A 21,941-nucleotide genomic window follows, 5' to 3' on the forward strand; every position below is an offset into this window, starting at 1 on the left:
TGAATTTAATATTTTGAACCTAAATGAATCGATTGAATTCACAATTTAACTTTAATCTATTGAAGTTAAATACAAACTTAAACAACCCGAATTCACCCATCAGATGAGTGTCGAACATTCATATACTTGCCAAAATCACCGCTAGCGGCGTTATAAATTTTGCAAGTCGAAACGAAGTAACGACAGTTTTGTATGTCGGTAAACACTATTTGCTGCTATTCATGCCTTGCTATCAGTAATTTTTACTGCGTATATGAACGCTCCCAACCGACTTATTTTAGGTTGACGAGAGCAACAACGAAAACTTAGATATTACAAGTGCAAGATTACGTTTTGTTATTGTAATAGCTATTTAAAGTCATTAATCAATGAAATTAGCGTTGTTTTGCCTGTCAATTGAACAATATCACGCACAAAAATAAAAAATTTTATTGTTTATAATGTTCAAGAAAGTGTGCGATGCGAACAATAGATATTTCCAACTCGTCCACTCGTGGCAGAGTAACAATTCTGAAGTGATCAGGCTTTTTCCAGTTAAACCCTGTACCTTGAACAATTAATACTTTTTCTTGTCGTAACAAATCTAATGCCATTGTTTGATCGTCCAAGATTTTGTAATGTTTAAGATCTAGTTTTGGGAAAAGGTATAGCGCGCCTTTTGGCTTAGTACAACTTACTCCTGGTATATTATTTAACATTTTCCAAGCGAGATTACGTTGCTCTAATAATCTTCCTCTTGGTAATATCAACTCATTAATACTTTGATAGCCACCAAGTGCTGTTTGAATTGCATGCTGAACAGGAACATTTGCGCATAATCTCATTGATGCGAGTATATCTAAGCCTTCAATATAACATGATGCTAAGTGCTTCGGCCCAGTGATAACCATCCATCCGGCTCTAAAACCTGCTACACGATAGCTCTTGGATAGTCCATTGAACGTTACCATCAACACATCATCAGCTAAGGTCGCAACGGAAGTATGTGTAGCTTCATCATAAAGAATTTTGTCATAAATTTCGTCGGCGAATACAACCAATTGGTGTTGACGAGCAATTTCAACAATTTCGAGCAACAAGTTTTTAGGGTAAACAGCGCCAGTTGGATTGTTCGGGTTGATGAGCACAATGCCACGAGTTTTGGAAGTTATTTTAGAACGAATATGATCCAAATCTGGTAGCCAATCACTTTCTTCATCGCAGATGTAATGAACTGCGTTACCGCCGGATAATGATACAGCCGCAGTCCATAAAGGATAATCAGGAGATGGAATAAGTACTTCATCATCGTTATTTAATAAAGCCTGCATCGCTAACATTATCAGTTCAGAAACGCCATTTCCGATATAGACATCTTCGATATCTAAATTAAGTAAACCAAACTTTTGATAATACTGTACGACTGACTTGCGAGCAGAATACAAACCTTTCGAGTCACAATATCCTTGCGCATTTGGTAAATTACGGATCACGTCGACCAAAATTTCTTCAGGTGCATCAAAACCAAATGGAGCAGGATTACCAATGTTTAATTTTATGATCCTGTGCCCTTCTTCTTCGAGGCGCTTCGCTTCTTTTTGTACAGGTCCGCGAATGTCATAACACACATTATTTAATTTTCTGGATTTTGTAATTTCTTGCATAGCAACCTTACAGCATTTATTTACTCTTTAGGAAAGTTGCGGAAGAAAGTATACCGATGAGTTCTCGTCACTCCAAGCGCCGTCTAGAAACGAAGTAATACCAATTACAGTAATTAATCTCTCACTCAGCAAGAGATAAAGGTTTTCAGTACAAGGCGCATGTTCGAAGTACTATCGGGATAATTCAAGAACGTGCAACGCAGTAATGGAAACCTTTAGCCTAGCCCTTCGGGAGCTTGTATGCGCAAAAATTACTTCACAAAATTATCTCAACGTAGCAATGTAATAACGACAGCTTTGTATGTCGGTAATAGCTATGTTTTCACTAATTTCGTTTGTACTTTCTGCGCATACATAGCTCTGAGTTGAGCATTTAATTACTGTAATTGGTATAACGACAGCTTTGTATGTCGGTAGTCTAGTGCCTTTGCTTTTTTCTATAAAAGTCACTGGATACCGACCTTCGCTGGTATGACAAAGATTGGTACTTTCTAAATCGCTAGCTCCCTTAGATAAAGTGAATGTACACGAATCAGACATCACTGTTACATATTTATACATAGAGTCACAATAGCTCGCGTTAGTTTTAACCTAAAATCATCAGTTGAACGCTGAGTATATGAGTAACTGTTTGAGCAATACGATGAATGGCTTTCACCCAATGAGTGAAGTGCTCTAAGCTCACAAGCTTGCTAAAATGACTGCTATCTGCGTTGTAACTTTTGCAAGTAGAATAACTACTTGCTGCAAGCTACGCCTTACTATCAGCCATTTTTTCTATGCTTGAGAACGCAGTCAACTGATGTTTCTAGGGAGCGCCACGAAGCGCTTTATTCTGTTGCGGGATTTGTCTCAACGTATACGCAGCCAAGCGATTACATGGCCATAAACCAGAGACAGCAACGTTATTATTTATAATAAGTCCATCAGGTTGAAACGTACCTGACGGGATAATTACCAGTTCATCCCGAAATCTGACGGGCATGCATAATGGGTAACCGCTATGACATGAAGCCCTGTGACAAAGGCCTTGAATAAAGGTTGAGATGCAATGTAGGCCGCAGCATCAAGCGAATTCAGTTAAGCGTCGTAAATCAAAAAATGAAGATGGGGAGTCTTTCCTAGTTGACGAACCCTGACACAAACAGAGAAGCAACTGGTAAATGCATCTGTTTGATCTTCCGGCGTAATATGAAGTGGCATGTATTGAAGGAAATAAAGTGAACGTGGGAGAGCCTGAGAGTTGGAAGGTAGTGACTTGCACTATCCGAATATAAGGTAAACCGAAATTTCAGATAGGGCGCTCAGGCAGTCGGATGAGCCCATAGTACCGTTAACCGTGAAGACAACATAACTTTATATCAGGGAAGGGGCTCAGTGTTACACCCGTTTTTTAACGTAACTTTTGAGGTGAAATTGCCATATGGCTAACACTCCAGTAAATATCAGAATATTACAGCGAAAACTTTACTTACGCTCAAAGCTTAACTCGGAGCTTCGATTTTACAGCTTGTACGATAAACTCAGTCGCCTAGATATACTCGAAGAAGCCTATCGACGATGCAAAGCCAATAAAGGCGGAGCAGGAATTGATGGCATCACATTCAGTTATCTAGAGCAGCAAAAGAAAGTCGTTGCGCTGTTAAAAGAAATTCAAACTCAATTACAACAGAAAAACTATCGACCTAGCTCAGTCAAACGAGTAGAAATACTCAAAGACAACGGCAAAACGCGGAAACTTGGGTTCCCGATAATCAGTGACAGAATTGTGCAAATGGCGATGACAATAGTGATGCAACCCGTCTACGAACCTCATTTACATGAACACAGTTATGGCTACCGACCATGTCGAAGCGCCCAGCAAGCGGTAAAAGTCATTGAAATGAGCCTAAAACAAGGCTACCAGCACGTACTCGATGCTGACTTGAGTGCCTATTTCGATACCATCCCGCACGCTAAGTTGATGGCAAAAGTAGAAAGGCGAATAAGCGACAGCAGCTTTCTGAATTTACTGAAAAGCTTTATCAAAGCGCCCATCAGCATAGAGACGGTCAACGGGAAATGGCGAATAGAAGCAAGCCGATGTGGCACTCCGCAAGGCGGAGTTATCTCTCCACTACTGGCTAACATCTATCTCAACGATTTCTGTTTGAAAATACACGAAAAAACACCGTGTAAAATCGTTACCTATGCAGATGATTTTGTTGTACTTCATAAGCAAACCTACACACAAGAGCAACTGGACTGGATAACACAGCAATTAAGTGATGAAGGTCTGAAGCTAAATCAAAGTAAAACCCACTGTGTGGATATGGGAAAGCTGATGAATGAGTTTGATTTCCTCGGTTTTAACTTTCAACGGATCACAGGCCTCATCAAAGGCACCAGTTACATCAAGATACAGGCGTCTAAGAAGAGCCAAACAAAGCTGAAAAATAAAATCAGAGACATAGTGAAACACCGAACCTCAAATACACTTGGCGTACTGATAAATAAGGTTAATCAAGTTCTGAGGGGATGGAAACACTATTTTGGTGGGATAGGTTATCCCAGAGGTGTATTTTTCAGAATAAATGGATTTGTAGTAAACCGGTTCTATCGCTGGCATCGTCGCTTAAGTCAACGTCGAAGCAAGTATCTATCACGAGGTGCTTACGAAAAATTACGCCAAGCTGGTCTTGAGTATTTACCCACGACAAGATGATAAGCAAAGTGAAGGAGCTGAGAGAAGTGTAACAACAGAGCCGTGTGAGGGAAAACCTCATGCACGGAATCGAAGAGGGGCTGCTGGATAAGCGATAGCGAAGCCAGTAGCCTACTCTACTTTAACTAAATTTGTAATTTAACCACTTTTGAAAATTTCTATTTGATCGACTCTAAAAATGCATTTATCAGTGGTTGTTTTTTCCGAATACTAAGACAACAGATCCCGAGTTCAAACGGTGCGATATTGTGATCAATATTTAATGAACAAATACGATCTTTCACTGGACTATGCTCAACCACTACTTCTGGTGCAATACCAACACCACATCCAAGTGCTACCATGCTTACAATCGCTTCATGTCCTGAAACTGTAGCGTATAACTTAGGTTTACCTAATTGCATCGACCTAAACCACTTTTCAAACCGACTGCGTGATAAGCCATGCACAGGTAAGACAATCGGAATTTGAGACCAATCTATAGTTTTCTGATGTAATTGTTGCTGTACTTGGCAAATGATTGTCGGCGCAATCAACTTAAGAGGCACATCAGTTAGATGATGGAAAAAATACCCCGTAGCCAGATTATCAGGCTTAACAGCAATCGCGAGATCAACCTCTTGTCGCTGTATTTTAGGCAACGCATCTGCATGATCCCCCGTTGAAAGCATAATTTCAATCAAAGGGTGTTGTTCTCTAAATTGATCTAATAAAGCAGGTAAATGGCTGTAAGCTGCAGTTACTGAACAATATAAGCGTAGTTTTCCCTTCAGTTGAGTTTGATTGTTATTTACAGATAACTTCAACAATTGCAATTGTTCAATCTGCTGCTCAGCAAACTTTTTAAAACTTAAACCTTCTGGAGTTAACATTGCTGTACGGTTATTGCGTATGAGTAACTTACAACCAAGCTCTTCTTCAAGGCGGGTGATTGCTCGGCTGAGTGTCGAAGGACTCAAATGAAACGCCGCGGCCGTTTTTCCAAAATGTAACTCTTTGGCCAAGTGATGAAACATTGCCACTGATTTAGAATCCATAAGTTATACCCCAAAACACATTGCATTATACGCAATATAATATTGCAAACATATCACTTTAAGCAACGTGGTATTTAATTTAGTCTGGGAGAATCAAAAAAAGGAGTGCTAACATGACCAACTATTTCAACAGCCTAAAATTGCGCGAGCAGCTCGCACAGCTTGATAAATGCCGATTCATGGAACGTGAAGAGTTTTCAAATGGTTGCAGTTTTATTAAGCACTGGAATATTGTCATTATTGGTTGCGGTGCCCAAGGTTTAAACCAAGGGTTAAACATGCGCGATTCAGGTTTGAATATTTCTTATGCTTTACGCGGAGCTGCCATTAAAGAACAGCGTCAGTCATGGAAATGGGCAACTGAGCATGGGTTTACTGTTGGTACTTTTCAAGAACTTATTCCTCAAGCAGATTTAGTACTTAACCTCACTCCTGATAAACAACACACTTCCGTAGTTAATACGATCATGCCGCTAATGAAACGTGGCGCCACTCTTTCTTATTCACACGGATTTAATATTGTTGAAGAAGGCATGAAAGTACGTCCAGATATCACTGTCATCATGGTGGCGCCAAAATGCCCAGGCACTGAAGTGCGTGAAGAATACAAGCGTGGATTTGGCGTACCGACTCTGATTGCAGTACATCCAGAAAACAATCCAAATAGCAATGGCCTTGATATTGCGAAAGCTTATGCTGCAGCAACAGGTGGTGATAAAGCAGGTGTTCTTGAGTCCTCATTCATTGCTGAAGTTAAATCCGATTTAATGGGTGAGCAAACTATCCTTTGCGGAATGTTACAAACTGGCGCCATTTTAGGACATCAGCAACTTGTCGCCAACGGAATTGATGCAGACTATGCCTGCAAACTTATTCAGAATGGTTGGGAAACCATTACTGAAGGTTTAAAGCACGGTGGTATCACCAACATGATGGATCGCTTATCTAACCCAGCTAAAATAAAAGCTTATGATATGGCCGATGAGCTCAAAGTAATCTTGCGCCCCTTGTTTGAAAAACACATGGACGACATTATCGACGGGACATTTTCATCCACAATGATGAAGGATTGGGCTAATGATGATCAGAATCTTCTAACATGGCGCGCACAAACAACTGAAACGTCATTTGAAATCGCAAATGATTTTGCCGGTGATATTTGTGAACAAGAATATTATGACCACGGAATTTTCTTAATCTCTATGATAAAAGCTGGTGTCGAATTAGCTTTCGAAACTATGGTTGCAGCAGGCATCGTTGAAGAGTCAGCTTATTATGAATCGCTCCATGAAACACCATTAATTGCTAATTGTATTGCACGAAACAAACTATATGAAATGAATATAGTGATTTCAGATACTGCAGAATACGGTAATTATTCGTTTAGCCATGCTGCCGTGCCATTGCTTTCAAATTTTGTCAGTAAACTGAGTTTAGCTGAGCTAGGAAATGCCTCAATAAGCCGTTCGAATGAAGTCGATAATATTAGACTAATAGAAGTGAATGATGCTATTCGAAATCACAGAGTTGAAATTGTTGGTAAGAAACTTCGTGGTTACATGACTGATATGAAAAAAATCGTTGCTTCAGAGCAATAATTACTAATTTAAATGCTTGGAGTAGAACAATGAGAGTAATGAAATTTGGTGGTTCTTCCCTCGCAAATTGGCAACGTTTTTCTAAAATAGCTGAAATTATAGCCGTTGCGGCTGAGAAAGAACAAGTTGCCTGTGTATTATCAGCGCCTGCAACTGTTACCAACACCTTGATTGAAACGGTTGAATTGGCGATTAAGGGTCACAATTTTGAGCTTTTGCTTACCAATATTGAGCAAATTTTCATCCGACTTCATTCTCAAGCGGCAGAAGAGAAAATCAGTGACACCCAGCTCTCAATTCTGAACAGTGAGTTAATCGCTCACCTGTCAGATTGGAGGCAGAAGCTGGCAGGAGTTAAGTTATTAAATGAGTGCCCTGATAGTGTACAAGCACAAATTATAAGTTCTGGAGAGAAGCTCAGTGCAAATCTTCTGGAACAAATTTTAATTGCTAAAGGGATCACAAGCAGCCAACTAGACCCTCAGGAGCTGTTTCTTGCCCATGGTGCGCCTTTAGAGGCAGTTGTTGATATCAATTTGAGCAAACCGAAATTCAAAACAATTTCATTAAATAACAACCGTGTGTGGGTAATGCCGGGATTTTCAGCTGCAGACTCTGAAGGTAAAATAGTTACGTTAGGCAGGAACGGTTCTGACTATTCAGCAACAGTATTGGCAGCCTGCATAAATGCATCTAGCTGTGATATATGGACTGATGTTGATGGTGTTTACAACACAGATCCTAGAGTCGTACCAGATGCTAAGCTACTGACTCAACTGAGTTATCAAGAAGCGATGGAACTTTCTTACTTTGGGGCTAAGGTATTACATCCTAAAACAATTGCACCTATTGCTCAGTATCACATCCCTTGTTATATCCGTAATAGCTTTAATCCTGATTCGCTTGGCACATTAGTGTCTAATGATACAGATACAACGGGACTAAATGTAAAAGCAATTTCTAATTTAGATGAACAATGCATGTTCGATGTATCAGGTCCCGGCATGAAAGGGATGGTCGGTATGGCTAGCAGAATGCTTGGCGCTATCAGCCAGACAGGTGTTTCAGTTTCGCTCATCACGCAAAGCTCATCTGAATACAGCATGAGTTTTTGTGTGGCAACGCTTTCAGCAGCAAAAGTGAAAGCAGCTTTAGAGCAAGAATTCGAGCTTGAACTTAAAAGTGAATTACTCGAAGCCATAAAGGTGCGAAAAAATCTAGCCATTGTGTCATTAATTGGCGATGGAATGCGTACACGAAAAGGTGTCGCGGCTCAATTTTTTAAAGCATTAGCACAAGCTAGTGTAAATATTATTGCGATAGCTCAAGGTTCATCTGAGCGTTCAATTTCGACGGTTATCGAACAAAGTAAGACTAAAAATGCTATCTCAGCCTGTCATCAAAGCTTTTTTGATGTGCAGCATTATCTTGATGTTTTTTTAGTCGGTTGTGGCAATGTTGGTACTGGCTTGCTCGAACAAATCAATAAACAGGCACAAATGCTTAAAGCTCAGAATATCACTGTACGAGTTTGCGGTATTGCTAATTCTACTAAGATGTTACTCAATGCAGAAGGGATTGAATTATCCAAATGGCCTTTATTACTTAATGAAAGTCAGCAAATATCAAACATTCCTGAGATACTTAACTGGATTTGTGATCAACAATTGCTCAATCCTGTGTTGGTTGACTGTACATCAAGCAGCAAAATAGCCGAGCAGTATGTTGATGTTCTAGAAGCTGGTTTACACGTTGTGACCCCGAATAAAAAAGCTAACACTCGTGACTTAGCTTATTATCAACAGTTGCGTCAGGTTGCTTTAAAACAAAAACGACAATTTCTTTATGAAACCACTGTTGGTGCTGGTTTACCTGTTATTGATAACTTGAAAAAACTTCTCTGCGCAGGAGACAAATTGCTTCAATTTAATGGCATTTTATCCGGTTCGTTATCTTATATTTTCGGAATGCTCGATGAAGGTATGCGTCTTTCTCAAGCAACTAGCATTGCACGAGAAAAGTGCTTTACAGAACCCGATCCTAGAGATGACCTTAGTGGAATGGATGTCGCCCGTAAGGTATTAATTTTAGCCAGAGAAGTCGGGTTAACATTAGAACTAGATGATGTTGATATTGAATCTGTTTTACCTGAAGGTTTTGATAGTAGCGGCAGCATCGATGAATTCATGGAGAATTTAACTCAGGTTGACGAAGCGTTTATGCAGCGCATTAGCCGCGCTAAGGCCAATAACAAGTTACTCAGATATGTCGGTCAAATTAATCAAGGAAAATGCAGTGTAAACATTGTCGAAGTTGACAGTAGCGATCCGCTATATAGTGTCAAAGGTGGCGAAAATGCTTTGGCTTTTTATAGCCAATACTATCAACCCATACCATTCGTGTTACGTGGTTATGGTGCAGGTACAGATGTAACCGCAGCTGGCACTTTTTCAGATCTGCTTCGTACTCTCAATTGGACTAGGGAATTAGACTCATGAGCATCACAGTTTACGCTCCAGCCTCAATAGGAAACCTTGGTGTAGGGTATGATCTACTCGGTGCAGCACTGGCACCGATTGACGACAGTTTATTGGGTGACAAAATCACAATAGAGGCTGCATCGGATGGTATCAAACTCGTGTTATCAGGATCATGGGCACATGATCTGCCAGCCGATAACAAACTGAACACTGTCTATCAATGTGCTGTTTTTTTTGTTGATATTATGCAACAGCTTCACAGCCAAAGACACGGTACAGGTCTTGTCATTCACCTTGAAAAAAATCTTCCGGTTGGTAGTGGCTTAGGCTCTAGCGCCAGCTCAGTGGTTGCTGCACTTTACGGGCTTAATGAGTATTTTGATAAGCCATATTCGGATAACAAATTACTCGCTTTAATGGCTAAGTTTGAAGGTCAAATTAGCGGCAGTGTTCATTACGATAACATCGCACCAAGCTTTTTGGGTGGGATACAATTAAACCTAGGGCTTGCTGAACAATTAACGGACTCAATTCCAGCGTTTGATTCATGGTATTGGGTGGTTGCTTATCCGGGCACACCATTATCTACCATGAAAATGCGTCAATTATTGCCCCGCGAATATCCTAAAGGCAAGGTCATTGAATACGGACGCAACATAAGTGCATTTATACATGCCAGCTACAAGCAAGATCAGCAGTTAGCTATCAATGTACTAAAAGATGTGATTGCAGAGCCATTTCGAGCACCTGCTATTGATGGTTTTCAACAAGCAAGAAATGAGTTATCTGAGTTGAACATGTTGGCCAGCGGCATTTCTGGTAGCGGTCCAACGCTTTTCTCAATCACTGATGATCTTGTTAAAGCAAAACAAGCAAAAGCCATTCTAGAACAGCAATATGCCTGCGCACCTAGTGGATTTGTTTACATTTGCAAAATCGATCACCAAGGTGCGCGTAGAATCCATTAAGGTAAGCTATCAATATGCAGTTATATAATTTAAAACACCCTTCACAGGTAGTTAGCTTTGCCCAAGCGCTCACTCTCGGGCTTGGCAAGGATAGAGGATTATTTTTTCCCTCGACAATCCCTATGTTAGAAAATATTGACCAACTTCTTACCATGTCCTTTATTGAACGTAGTAAAGCAGTGATCGGAGCTTGGCTTGCCGACGAACTAGGTCAAGATGTAATAAACAACTTGGTTGATAGTGCCTTTAACTTTGAAGTACCAATGGTAAATGTTGATAATAAGCGCTTTAGCTTAGAGTTGTATCACGGCCCTACCCTTGCCTTTAAGGATTTTGGAGCTCGGTTTATGGCTCAATGCATTAATCATCTCAGCACAAACAAAACACTCACTATTTTAACCGCAACATCTGGTGATACAGGTGCAGCAGTAGCAGATGCTTTTTATGGCCTTAAAGGTATTCAAGTTGTAGTGCTATACCCTCAAGATAAGATCAGTGAACTTCAAGAAAAAATGTTTTCCACATTAGGAAACAACATTCACACCATCGCTATTAAATCAGACTTTGATGCTTGTCAAGAACTAGTAAAACAAGCCTTTGAGGATAAGCAGTTAAAAAAAATCATTAATCTAAATTCAGCAAACTCAATTAACATTAGCCGATTACTTGCACAAATTTGTTATTATTTTGAAGCCGTCTCACAGTTTAAAAAACGTTATAAAAATGACCCAGTAATTTCGGTACCCAGTGGTAATTTTGGTAACCTCACAGCTGGATTATTTGCAAAGGCAATGGGGCTGCCAATTAAACGCTTTATTGCTGCCACTAATAGCAATGACACAGTTCCAAGGTATCTTAAGAATCAAAAATGGCAACCCAACGCTACCGTAGCCACCATGTCAAATGCGATGGATGTATCTGAGCCTAGTAACTGGCCGAGAGTTGAAGCAATTTTGCAAACTCAAGAATGGCCAACTTCGGTAATCACAGGTTTTAGAGTTTCAGAACAACAAACATCACAGTCGCTTAAGCAATTAGAAAATTTGGGTTATCTTTCAGAACCACACGCTGCTATTGCTGCTGAAGCTTTAAATTCTAATTTAAACCTAGACGATAAAGGTATATTTCTCTCCACCGCCCATCCTGCAAAATTCAAAGATGTGGTAGATAAAGAACTCGCCCTTAACCTTTCATTACCAAAGGAGTTAGCTGCTGTAGTAAACAAACCAAGCTTGTCGATTACACTTGATGACGATTTTGAACAGCTTAAAAAACAGTTAATTCGTGTTTAGTGAAAGACAAGGTATAACCTAAGTTTTTACGCCATAAAGCGTTTAATCAAAGCAGTGAATCACCCTGCCAGAGGAGCGAGGTATCGTTTAACGTTATAGTCACTCTAACGAAAGTTAGAAACGAAGTAACGACAGTTTTGTATGTCGATAGTCTAGTGCCATTTTCTTGTTTAATGAAAGTCGCTGGATACCAGCCTACGCAGGTATGACAAAACACAAACCTTTTGTGTTAGTTCACCCCAAGGGACGAGGAATTAAACTCGGAGTGATTAAAAAATACAAAGTAAATTATAGTCAGCTACTTAAAAGCTAGTTGTTGATAAATTAGGAATTATATACACCGTAATGATAAGTAAGAGATTATTATGCTTTATAAAACTGACGACGTACGTATTAACAAAATAAAAGATTTATTGCCACCTATTGCATTGTTAGAGCGCTTTCCATTATCAGAAAAAGCGTCAAAAACTGTTTATTCTGGTAGGCAAGCTATACATAATATCCTCAACCATAAAGATGACCGACTCTTTGTTGTCATTGGCCCTTGCTCTATTCATGATCCAAAAGCGGCACTTGAATATGGTGATCGCTTATCAAAATTACGCCAGCAATATAAAAGTAATTTAGAAATTGTGATGCGCGTATATTTTGAAAAGCCACGAACCACCGTCGGCTGGAAAGGGTTAATTAACGATCCTTATATGAATGGCAGCTTCGAGCTTAATGATGGTCTTCGTATTGGGCGAAAACTATTATTAGACTTGAACGAATTAGGATTACCTACGGCGGGTGAATATCTCGATATGATAACACCTCAATATATGGCTGACTTTATGTGTTGGGGGGCTATTGGTGCACGTACCACCGAGAGTCAAGTGCATCGTGAGTTAGCATCGGGTTTATCTTGTCCTGTCGGTTTTAAAAATGGCACTGACGGTACAATTAAAATAGCCATTGATGCCATTGGCTCTGCTGCTGCACCACATCATTTTTTATCAGTAACAAAATTTGGTCATGCAGCGATTGTAGAAACCACAGGCAATAAAGATTGTCATATTATTTTACGTGGTGGTAAAACAACGAATTTTGATCAAGATAGTGTCAGTAATGTTACGAAACAGCTCAAAAGTTCAAGTCTTAATACTAAAATTATGATTGATTTTAGTCATGCTAATAGCTGTAAGAAATTCAAAAATCAGATGCTAGTTTGCGAAGACGTGAGTAAGCAAATTCGACAAGGTAATGAAAACATTTTTGGTGTAATGGTTGAAAGCCATTTAGTTGAAGGCCGTCAAGATTTAATTAATGGTGAAGCCATAACTTACGGTCAAAGTATCACTGATGCTTGTATAGGTTTTGAAGATACTGAAATACTCATCAAAGAACTAAATGATGCTGTTGCTATGCGTAAAGCTAAGAATAAAATCTAATTAACATCAATTAGCATTTCTAGTCACACACTTTTTTTAATACTCGCCGATCAACACTTAACGAGAACGCAGCCAATTAAGGGATCTAGCGATTTAGAAAGTACCAATCTTTGTCATGCCAGCGAAGGCTGGTATGACAAAACACAAACATTTTGTGTTAGTTCGCCCCAAGGGGCGAGGAATTAAACCCGATTGGATTAAAAATCACCACATTAAATCATCTGGAATAGCATAATCTGCGTATGGGTCATCTTCTGAAGATACTTCTTCTTGTTGCTCTGTAGCCAAATACCCACACCATTGTGGAACAAGTAGATTAACTCTTTCTGCTAGTTTAAAGGGCACAACATAAGTTTTATCTTCGTAACGGACAATACCTAGTACCCCACGCAAGAGTTGGCTTTGTATTTCATCCGTTATATAAAGCGAAAATACTTTACTATTCATCGTATAGTTAAACTTTAGCTCTGCTTTTGCATCAATGACCAATGCACATCGTGTAAACTCAGTAACTAATGATCTAACCTGACCTTTTTCCATTGCCTCATTGAAACGTTGTTCATTTAATTCACGATCTTTTTCAGTTTGCTTCAATTTCTGATCAGCAATTTGCTTTTTTAACTCAGTGGAACCATCATCAATCTTCGCTTTACGATTGCGACGTTTTTGAGTTTTTACGTCTCGTACTTTTTGCTTGCTAGATAAGCCAGCTTTTAGCAATTGCTCTTGTAATGCGTTTGCCATTATTTATTCTCTCTACGTTTTTCAAAAATTAACTTTGCCATGGATCAAATAGAACAAACTAGTGACAAAATGAATATCTGCATGACTGCAGAATTAGCCGATTGAGTTATAAATAGATTCTAGGGATTTTAAAGGATCGTCAGCCTGTGTTATCGGTCTACCTATTACCAAATAATCTGAGCCTGCGGCTATTGCTTTTTCTGGCGTCATGACTCGCTGCTGATCACCAACATCAGCTCCTACAGGTCTAATTCCGGGAGTGATCAATTTAAAACTTACACCAAAATTTGATTTTAAAACAGTAGCTTCCTGAGCTGAACACACTATACCATCCATACCTGATTCATGAGCCAGTTTAGCAAGTAATTGAACTTGTTCATTAGCCGTTTGCTTGATGCCAATAAGCGGCAGCTCAGAATCTTTCATAGACGTAAGCACAGTGACAGCAATCAATAAAGGAGCATCCTTACCGTATGGAAGCAGTGCTGACTTTGCTGCTTCCATCATTGCTTTTCCGCCGCTAGCATGAACATTGACCATCCAAACACCAAGTTCAGCTGCCGCTGCAACAGCCTTAGCGACGGTATTTGGAATGTCATGGAATTTAAGATCAAGAAAAACGTCAAACCCTTTGTTTTGAACTTCAATAACAAACTGAGGGCCAAATAAAGTGAACATCTCTTTACCAATCTTTAGTCTGCATTTTGAAGGATCAAGTTTTGATACTAGTTCTAATGCTTTTTCTTTTTTGTCAAAATCTAATGCTACTAGAATAGGCTTTTCTAACATTGTTACTCCGCTTTATTCACCATCGAGGCCTCGAATACGTTTCACTTTCCCCCAATTTTTGCATGATGGGCAATGCCAATACAATGCATGTGAAGGAAAACCGCATTCTTGACAGCGATAACTTGGTCTATGTTTTATTTGTTGTTGAACGAGCTTTTCCAACATGGTTAAACTGTCTTTTGCTTTCCCGCTTTCTGCTTGTTCAACGTGAAGTTGCATTAATTGATGAAAACCTTTCATCGTTGGGTGCCGTTGCATAGCGGCAAGCAATATGGTTTGAGCATCTTCAACATGATTTATGTCTAAAAAAAGTTTTACAAGTGCAACCGTTATGGAAACACCAGCCCCTTTATCAAGGGATTGTTGTAAAAATTCTTTATAACCATCGAAATCTTGTTCACGCAAGTATACTTCTCGTGCGTATTCCAAGACTTCAGAAATAAGATCTGGATCCGTTAAAATAAGTTGTAATAACGATTGTTTACATTCTTTGTTTTGATTGTTTTTAAAATATATTTCAATTAATTGAACTAAAGCTCGTCCACATTTTTCGTCTTGTTTCAAAGCAAGTTTTAGAAACTTAACCTTTTGCTCAGTGGTACTACTCTCATCGCTTAGCTGGCAATAATAATGTGCGTGACTAGACGCAAATTCTTTTCTACTCACACGATTCATATTTTTAATAATATTTATCGCTTTTTGCCATTCTCGCGTGGTTTGGTAAATCAAAATTAGCTGAGATTCAGCCTCATCTGTTTCATCTGATAACTCGATTAAACTTACGAACATTTCTTCTGCTCGATCGTAAAAACCTGCCGCCATATAGTCTTTACCAAGCTCCATCATTGAAATTTCAAGTTGTTCAGATGGGAGGTTAGGTCTTGAAACCAAACTTTGGTGAATACGAATAGCTCTATCTACTTGCCCGCGAGTTCTAAACAATGCACCTAAAGACAAGTGAGTATCGATGGTGTCGTCATCAACATCCAACATATTAATGAAAAGATCGACGGCTTTATCTGATTCATTAGATAAGATGAAGTTTAGCCCCGTGAAATAATTTCTATCTCTTGAACGTTGTTTATTGTTTTGTTGATGACGCATACTACGGCGTCCCATATACCAACCATAACTAGCTGCTATCGGAAGGAGTAAAAATAAAACTTCAACCATTTAAACGTCTTCAACACTATCAGATTTAGTTTCAGCGAGTGCCAGCTTCTTAGACAAATGTCTTATATTGAGCCTAAGTTTTAGAATATGATAACCTGCAAATAGCCAACTTATTAAAAAGCCAAGTAAGAAAACAACGGCAAGAACTATAGGTAAACGATATTCCCCTTTAGCAACAAAATAGCTAATAGTTACTAGCTGCTCATTACGAGCCCCAAAAATGATCGCCAAGAAAAATATCAAGGCTAAGACAACAGTAACTAAAAATGATTTCACTTGTATCTCCATATAGGCCAGTGAGTTCAACAGCAATTCTCGACATCTTAAATAGAATTACTGGTTCAACGCTTAACTTACACCTAAAAATAAATTTTGAGGGCAAGTAACTCTTAATACAATATAAAACTAATAAGATAATTCTATCACTAAATTATCAATAGGCTGAATGTATAAATTTAGTAATAAGCAAAAAAATGCTGAATTAACGATCGTTTGTTTTGAGGCATAAAAAAACCTCCAATTAGGAGGTTTTTATTTAAAGCTCAATTAAGCGCTATGAACATCGACTCTTTCGCGAAGCTCTTTGCCTGGCTTAAAATGCGGAACGTACTTGCCTTCCAAATCAACAGAAGTACCCGTTTTAGGGTTACGACCAATACGTGGTGCGCGATAGTGTAGAGAGAAACTGCCAAAACCACGGATTTCAATTCGATCTCCGCCTTCTAATGTTACAGCCATTTGCTCTAACATCTCTTTCACAGCACGTTCTATTTCTTTCGCCGACAGCAACGATTGCTTGCTGGCGAGCCTACCGATCAGTTCGGATTTTGTCATCCTAGCTATCCCCTATTATCAAGCCAAACTTAATCATATTGAGGAGTGCAGACTCTGCACTCCGAACAATGATTACTTACGAGCAGCTTTAAACGCTTCTGCCATAGCATTACTTACAACAGCATCATCTTGTTTGTTAACAGATGCTAATGCTTCTTTTTCGTCAGCTTCGTCTTTCGCTTTGATTGACAAGCTGATAGCACGATTCTTACGATCTACGCCCATGAACTTAGATTCGATTGCATCACCAACACTGAATACAGTAGATGCATCTTCAATACGTTCACGTGAAATATCAGCAACACGGATGTAGCCTTCAACAGACTCAGCAAGCTCAACAGTAACACCTTTAGCATCAACTGCAGATACAGTACCATTAACAATAGTACCTTTCTTCTTATCAGCCAAGTATGCGTTGAATGGATCATCTTCAGTTTGCTTAACACCTAAGCTAATGCGCTCACGCTCTGGGTCAACAGAAAGAACAACAGCATGGATCTCATCGCCTTTCTTGTACTCAGATACAGCTTCTTCGCCAGTACCATTCCAAGAAATATCAGATAAGTGAACCAAGCCATCAATACCACCATCAAGACCGATGAAGATACCAAAGTCAGTGATAGATTTGATCTTACCAGAAACTTTATCGCCTTTATTGAAACGAGTAGCGAAATCATCCCATGGGTTTGTCTTACACTGCTTAAGACCTAGAGAGATACGACGACGTTCTTCGTCGATATCTAGAACTAGAACTTCAACTTCATCACCTAAGTTAACAACTTTTGATGGGTGAATGTTCTTGTTAGTCCAATCCATTTCTGAAACGTGAACAAGACCTTCAACGCCTTCTTCAATTTCAACGAAACAACCATAGTCAGTCAAGTTAGTTACGCGACCACTTAAACGAGTGCTCTCTGGGTAACGCTTGCTGATTTCTAACCATGGATCTTCGCCTAGTTGCTTAAGACCAAGTGATACGCGTGTACGCTCACGATCGTACTTAAGAACTTTAACGTTGATTTCATCTCCAACATTAACGATTTCAGATGGGTGCTTAACACGCTTCCAAGCCATATCAGTGATATGTAGAAGACCATCAACACCACCAAGATCAACGAACGCTCCGTAATCAGTAAGGTTCTTAACGATACCTTTAACTGATTGACCTTCTTGTAGATTCTCAAGAAGTGTATCACGTTCTGCACTGCTTTCTGATTCGATAACAGCGCGACGAGAAACAACAACGTTGTTGCGCTTCTGGTCTAATTTAATAACTTTGAATTCTAGTTCTTTATATTCAAGGTGTGAAGTATCGCGAACTGGGCGAACGTCAACCAAAGAACCTGGCAAGAATGCACGGATACCGTTTAATTCAACAGTGAAACCGCCTTTAACTTTGCCATTGATGATACCGATTACAGTTTCAGCATCTTCATAAGCTTTTTCTAGAACAATCCAAGCTTCATGACGCTTAGCTTTCTCACGAGATAGTTGAGTTTCACCAAAACCATCTTCAACAGAGTCAAGAGCTACGTCAACATCATCGCCTACTTGAATTTCAAGTTCGCCAGCAGCGTTCTTAAATTGTTCAGCAGGGATTGGGCTTTCAGATTTCAAGCCAGCGTCAACAAGAACCATACCATTTTCAATAGCTACTACTGTACCACGTACGATAGAGCCTGGGCGGAATTCAAGTTCAGAAAGGGATTGTTCAAACAGATCAGCAAAAGATTCAGTCATGTTTAGTTACTTATATAATAAACCAAGTTCAACCATGAACGAGGAGTCAGTTAATTTAAGTCATATCATCCTTGATATGATTGCTTACCGAACAATACGACTTTACGTAAGGTTCGATATGTTTCTTTCAATGTGCTCAATAGTAATATTAAGCACACTTTCAATGTCTATGCCTGTAGTATCAACTACTAAGGCGTCATCAGCGGGTTTTAATGGCGCAACAGAGCGATTCATGTCGCGTTCATCTCTCTCGATGATTTCTGCCAAAAGGCGACCGATTTTAACATCGAAGCCCTTGCCCTGCAACTGATTAAAGCGTCTTTCCGCTCTTTCTTGTGCGGACGCCGTAAGAAAAATTTTTACTGGCGCTTCTGGGAAAACAACCGTACCCATATCACGGCCATCAGCAATTAAACCTGCTTCGGTTTTGAATGCTCTTTGTCGCCTTAATAATGCTTCTCTAACTCTTGGAAATGCTGCAACTTTAGATGCAGAATTAGAACACTCTTGGGTTCTAATTTCGGTGGTGACATCTTCTCCTTCAAGAATGACTTTTACGCCATCAGAGTCTGTTCCCGGTAAAAATTGTACGTCAAGGTGAGCGGCTAATAAGCTTAGTTCTTCTTCATTAGCTAGTTCTACATCATGGTGCATCGCTGCTAATGCTAAAACTCGATATATTGCACCACTATCTAAAAGCTGCCACCCAAGACGCTTAGCTAATAGAAAACAAATAGTCCCTTTACCTGCACCACTTGGTCCGTCGATCGTCACCACTGGAGTCCGTTCAGACATAAATCCTCCAAAAAAGACATCTTCCATGAACAATGTAGCCATGAAATTTTAGAAATCAATTTAAGCATTTCAAAAAATATAATAATCAGGCTTACTAAATTTAAGCGCGGCGGATTGTACACCAGAGGTAATGAAAAATCTGTTGATTTTTCATTACAAACAAAATAAATGCGTGAATAATCACTATTTAGGCAATTTTTAAGATGAAAGTTCTTTAAGTTGCTCAAAGTAAGATGGAAATGTTTTTGCTGTGCATTCTGGATCGTTGATAGTGATACCTGCATGAGAAAATGACAACAATGAAAAACACATTGCCATTCGATGATCATTGTAGGTATCAATCTCAGCATGCTTTATTTCAGCGGGAGGGGTTATCTCAATATAGTCATGACCTTCAGTTACTTCAGCACCTACTTTTTTTAATTCTGTAGCCATCGCTGCAAGTCGATCAGTTTCTTTAATACGCCAATTATAAATGTTTGAAATTTTGGTCGTACCTGATGCGAATAAAGCCGTTGTTGCGATAGTCATGGCTGCGTCAGGTATATGGTTTAAATCAAGGTCGATACTATTCAATTTTCCAACTGAAGAAATGATGTAGTCATCACCCCACTGGATTTTAGCGCCCATTTTTTCAAGCACGTCGGCAAATGCTGTATCGCCTTGAATGCTTAACCTGCCTACACCAGTAACTTTTATTGAGCCACCATTAATTGCTGCAGCAGCAAGAAAATAAGATGCAGATGAAGCGTCTCCTTCAACCAAAAACTCACCAGGAGTTACGTACTTTTGACCGGTAATTATCGAAAAGTTTTGGTAATTATCATTAACTACATTCACACCAAATCGTTTCATTAGCTCTAAAGTAATATCTATATAAGGTTTAGAAACTAACTCTCCAGTAACTTTAATTTCAACGGTTGATTTGGCCAGTGGTGCTGCCATTAATAGTGCCGTTAAAAACTGACTCGACAAACTGCCTGAAATGGATACTTCTCCACCTTCAAGACTATTTGCATTTATTTTGACTGGTGGAAAGCCTTCATTTTTTTGATATTCAATATTAGCACCGAGCTGCGAAAGAGAATCCACCAAATCTTTGATAGGGCGCTCTTCCATTCTTGGTTCACCAGTTAGTTCAAAAGTACCAACTCCAAGTGTCAAAGCAGCACAAAGTGGTCGCATAGCTGTGCCTGCATTGCCTAAGTAAAGGGTTTTCAATTGTTCAGAATCAATCACACCGCCAAGACCATCCACATCACAAATCGTTTTATCTTCATTGAGTCGATAACTTACTCCTAGTGCTTGCAATGCCTTCAACATATATCGAATGTCGTCTGAATCTAAAAGATTAGTTAATCTAGTAGTCCCTTTGGCAAGTGCAGCTAGCAAAAGCGCTCGATTGGAGATACTTTTTGAGCCAGGAATATTTATTTCACCTTGAATTTTTGATATGTAATCTAGTCGTAATTGTTTCATTAAATTTTTCTAAAGCCTTTCATTCGTGCCGAGCGAGTAAGAAAGTCAATAGACTCCCCTATTCCTGCAGTCTGTGCAAGCATTATCCCTTATAATTTAAAACTATTTCATCGAACATATTTGGTTTTTAAATATGGCTTAAGATCAAAAGTTAAAAATCAATCATGTAACAATTGTGTTAAAACAAATTATTCAATTATAAAACATATTGAGTAAATTATTCACAAAAACATCACGAGCCTATCAATAAAAACAGACGTTACGCTTATAGTTCAAAATAATTTATTTTTTTGAAAGATAATCTCAATCCACTTGGTCTTAACAATTACGTTACAAGTTTAAGCAATTAACTTTGTATCAAACCTATCGTTTCAACTGGATGAGAACTATGACTAACAAATTAACGCACACTAAATTCCCAATCAAAACAACGTTAGCAGCATTATCTTTGATGTTTGTATCTGCTAACTCTATGGCTGGCGCTTGGGTTGGTGAAAAAGGAACCGGTTACACTAAAATTGGCTTTTCTACTTATGAGGCCAATGGTTATCGTGGAAATAACCCTTCATTTGATAACTTTGAAAGCAATAGCATATCTTTTTATGGTGAGTACGGATTAGGTAATAGTTTTTCTTTGTTTGGTTCTTTGTTACATCAGTCATATGATCAAGTAGATACTGTACTTGGTAAAAGCAGCTCAAGTGGATTAGGTGATGTTGAGTTAGGTTTACGTTATCAATGGCAAGCGGATCCGTTTGTTCTGTCTACATCCTTTCTAGTTAAATCTCCATTTTTATATGATGCTGATGATGGCCTAGGAAACAATCAAACTGATTATGAAGCCAAGATATTATTAGGGAAAGGACTCGATAAATTTGGTTATGTTGGTGCCGAGTTTGGTTATCGTTTGCGTACTGGTGAGCCATCTGATGAGTATAGATACTTATTAGAATATGGATTCAGCGTTAATGAGAATTTATACTTCCGCACCAAATTAGACGGCATATTAAGTGCGAATAACTCTGATGTTGCACCTGGTTCTTTAAGTGGCAATTTATCAAATCCCTTCGAATTTGACTCTGGAAAACTTGAGTTTACGACCGGATGGAACTTTGATAAATCGACTGCCCTAAAAGGCTTCGGTTTAGAAGTCACTTATACCCGTGAGATTTATGGTGAAAACATATTAGAGGGTAATACAATTCAGCTTGGTTTAACCAAAGTTTTTTAAATTC

The 21,941-nt window shown here is 39.1% G+C and carries 17 protein-coding genes; 7 read left to right on the forward strand and 10 right to left on the reverse strand.

The genetic code is table 11. The annotated features are described in order from the left end of the window. Window positions 1–428 precede the first annotated feature (428 nt). Window positions 429–1,643: a pyridoxal phosphate-dependent aminotransferase gene (locus E2I05_RS11310; RefSeq protein ID WP_121854702.1), complete on the reverse strand. Its 1,215-nt coding sequence runs from the start codon at window positions 1,641–1,643 to the stop codon at window positions 429–431. 1,423 nt (window positions 1,644–3,066) lie between these two features. Between E2I05_RS11310 and ltrA the strand changes: the two genes are divergently transcribed. Further along, the gene (gene ltrA, locus E2I05_RS11315; RefSeq protein WP_133309644.1) at window positions 3,067–4,347 is read left to right on the forward strand and encodes a group II intron reverse transcriptase/maturase; all 1,281 of its coding nucleotides are present in this window, start codon (window positions 3,067–3,069) and stop codon (window positions 4,345–4,347) included. A gap of 158 nt (window positions 4,348–4,505) precedes the next feature. Here ltrA and ilvY read toward each other — a convergent pair whose 3' ends face one another. Next, window positions 4,506–5,384, reverse strand: a complete 879-nt coding sequence (ilvY, locus tag E2I05_RS11320) for an HTH-type transcriptional activator IlvY (protein ID WP_121852967.1) — start codon at window positions 5,382–5,384, stop codon at window positions 4,506–4,508. A 113-nt stretch (window positions 5,385–5,497) separates the two neighbouring features. Here ilvY and ilvC point away from each other — a divergent pair, with 113 nt between their 5' ends. The 5 genes from ilvC (at window position 5,498) to aroG (ending at window position 13,152) form a co-directional block, all read left to right on the forward strand. Next, window positions 5,498–6,982, forward strand: coding sequence for a ketol-acid reductoisomerase (ilvC, locus tag E2I05_RS11325; protein ID WP_121852966.1), 1,485 nt, complete (start codon window positions 5,498–5,500; stop codon window positions 6,980–6,982). A gap of 29 nt (window positions 6,983–7,011) precedes the next feature. Beyond that, entirely contained in the window at window positions 7,012–9,480 is a 2,469-nt protein-coding gene (thrA, locus tag E2I05_RS11330) for a bifunctional aspartate kinase/homoserine dehydrogenase I (protein WP_121852965.1), read from the forward strand. Then, window positions 9,477–10,430, forward strand: a complete 954-nt coding sequence (gene thrB / locus E2I05_RS11335; protein ID WP_121852964.1) for a homoserine kinase — start codon at window positions 9,477–9,479, stop codon at window positions 10,428–10,430. The genes thrA and thrB overlap by 4 nt, the downstream gene beginning before the upstream one ends. A gap of 14 nt (window positions 10,431–10,444) precedes the next feature. Beyond that, a complete protein-coding gene (gene thrC / locus E2I05_RS11340; protein WP_121852963.1) occupies window positions 10,445–11,722 on the forward strand; it encodes a threonine synthase in 1,278 nt (425 codons plus the stop codon). A 365-nt stretch (window positions 11,723–12,087) separates the two neighbouring features. Continuing rightward, window positions 12,088–13,152, forward strand: coding sequence for a 3-deoxy-7-phosphoheptulonate synthase AroG (aroG, locus tag E2I05_RS11345; protein ID WP_121852962.1), 1,065 nt, complete (start codon window positions 12,088–12,090; stop codon window positions 13,150–13,152). 204 nt (window positions 13,153–13,356) lie between these two features. Here the strand turns inward: aroG and E2I05_RS11350 are convergent, their stop codons facing one another. The 8 genes from E2I05_RS11350 to aroA all read right to left on the reverse strand — a co-directional run bounded on the left by E2I05_RS11350 (window position 13,357) and on the right by aroA (window position 20,706). Continuing rightward, window positions 13,357–13,896, reverse strand: a complete 540-nt coding sequence (locus tag E2I05_RS11350) for a DUF2058 domain-containing protein (RefSeq protein WP_121852961.1) — start codon at window positions 13,894–13,896, stop codon at window positions 13,357–13,359. 93 nt (window positions 13,897–13,989) lie between these two features. Continuing rightward, the gene (gene pyrF, locus E2I05_RS11355; protein ID WP_121852960.1) at window positions 13,990–14,685 is read right to left on the reverse strand and encodes an orotidine-5'-phosphate decarboxylase; all 696 of its coding nucleotides are present in this window, start codon (window positions 14,683–14,685) and stop codon (window positions 13,990–13,992) included. Between the two features lie 12 nt (window positions 14,686–14,697). Then, entirely contained in the window at window positions 14,698–15,858 is a 1,161-nt protein-coding gene (lapB, locus tag E2I05_RS11360; protein WP_121852959.1) for a lipopolysaccharide assembly protein LapB, read from the reverse strand. Then, window positions 15,859–16,134 carry a LapA family protein gene (locus tag E2I05_RS11365; RefSeq protein WP_121852958.1) on the reverse strand — a complete coding sequence of 92 codons (276 nt, stop codon included), beginning with the start codon at window positions 16,132–16,134 and terminating at the stop codon, window positions 15,859–15,861. Between the two features lie 270 nt (window positions 16,135–16,404). Further along, a complete protein-coding gene (gene ihfB / locus E2I05_RS11370) occupies window positions 16,405–16,692 on the reverse strand; it encodes an integration host factor subunit beta (protein ID WP_121852957.1) in 288 nt (95 codons plus the stop codon). Window positions 16,693–16,764: 72 nt separating this feature from the next. Then, the gene (rpsA, locus tag E2I05_RS11375) at window positions 16,765–18,432 is read right to left on the reverse strand and encodes a 30S ribosomal protein S1 (protein ID WP_121852956.1); all 1,668 of its coding nucleotides are present in this window, start codon (window positions 18,430–18,432) and stop codon (window positions 16,765–16,767) included. A gap of 102 nt (window positions 18,433–18,534) precedes the next feature. Beyond that, the gene (gene cmk / locus E2I05_RS11380; RefSeq protein ID WP_121852955.1) at window positions 18,535–19,227 is read right to left on the reverse strand and encodes a (d)CMP kinase; all 693 of its coding nucleotides are present in this window, start codon (window positions 19,225–19,227) and stop codon (window positions 18,535–18,537) included. Between the two features lie 198 nt (window positions 19,228–19,425). Then, window positions 19,426–20,706 carry a 3-phosphoshikimate 1-carboxyvinyltransferase gene (gene aroA / locus E2I05_RS11385; RefSeq protein WP_121852954.1) on the reverse strand — a complete coding sequence of 427 codons (1,281 nt, stop codon included), beginning with the start codon at window positions 20,704–20,706 and terminating at the stop codon, window positions 19,426–19,428. 388 nt (window positions 20,707–21,094) lie between these two features. On the opposite strand from aroA, the gene E2I05_RS11390 reads away from it, so the two are divergent. Next, window positions 21,095–21,937: a hypothetical protein gene (locus E2I05_RS11390; protein ID WP_121852953.1), complete on the forward strand. Its 843-nt coding sequence runs from the start codon at window positions 21,095–21,097 to the stop codon at window positions 21,935–21,937. Window positions 21,938–21,941 lie beyond the last annotated feature (4 nt).

The organism is Parashewanella spongiae (assembly GCF_004358345.1).
Taxonomy (GTDB): Bacteria; Pseudomonadota; Gammaproteobacteria; order Enterobacterales; family Shewanellaceae; genus Parashewanella; species Parashewanella spongiae.

Bases quoted from the DNA above. Each gene is read 5' to 3' on its own strand.
- E2I05_RS11310 (WP_121854702.1), bottom strand. From the start codon at position 1,643: ATGCAAGAAATTACAAAATCCAGAAAATTAAATAATGTGTGTTATGAC.
- ltrA (WP_133309644.1), top strand. From the start codon at position 3,067: ATGGCTAACACTCCAGTAAATATCAGAATATTACAGCGAAAACTTTAC.
- ilvY (WP_121852967.1), bottom strand. From the start codon at position 5,384: ATGGATTCTAAATCAGTGGCAATGTTTCATCACTTGGCCAAAGAGTTA.
- ilvC (WP_121852966.1), top strand. From the start codon at position 5,498: ATGACCAACTATTTCAACAGCCTAAAATTGCGCGAGCAGCTCGCACAG.
- thrA (WP_121852965.1), top strand. From the start codon at position 7,012: ATGAGAGTAATGAAATTTGGTGGTTCTTCCCTCGCAAATTGGCAACGT.
- thrB (WP_121852964.1), top strand. From the start codon at position 9,477: ATGAGCATCACAGTTTACGCTCCAGCCTCAATAGGAAACCTTGGTGTA.
- thrC (WP_121852963.1), top strand. From the start codon at position 10,445: ATGCAGTTATATAATTTAAAACACCCTTCACAGGTAGTTAGCTTTGCC.
- aroG (WP_121852962.1), top strand. From the start codon at position 12,088: ATGCTTTATAAAACTGACGACGTACGTATTAACAAAATAAAAGATTTA.
- E2I05_RS11350 (WP_121852961.1), bottom strand. From the start codon at position 13,896: ATGGCAAACGCATTACAAGAGCAATTGCTAAAAGCTGGCTTATCTAGC.
- pyrF (WP_121852960.1), bottom strand. From the start codon at position 14,685: ATGTTAGAAAAGCCTATTCTAGTAGCATTAGATTTTGACAAAAAAGAA.
- lapB (WP_121852959.1), bottom strand. From the start codon at position 15,858: ATGGTTGAAGTTTTATTTTTACTCCTTCCGATAGCAGCTAGTTATGGT.
- ihfB (WP_121852957.1), bottom strand. From the start codon at position 16,692: ATGACAAAATCCGAACTGATCGGTAGGCTCGCCAGCAAGCAATCGTTG.
- rpsA (WP_121852956.1), bottom strand. From the start codon at position 18,432: ATGACTGAATCTTTTGCTGATCTGTTTGAACAATCCCTTTCTGAACTT.
- cmk (WP_121852955.1), bottom strand. From the start codon at position 19,227: ATGTCTGAACGGACTCCAGTGGTGACGATCGACGGACCAAGTGGTGCA.
- aroA (WP_121852954.1), bottom strand. From the start codon at position 20,706: ATGAAACAATTACGACTAGATTACATATCAAAAATTCAAGGTGAAATA.
- E2I05_RS11390 (WP_121852953.1), top strand. From the start codon at position 21,095: ATGACTAACAAATTAACGCACACTAAATTCCCAATCAAAACAACGTTA.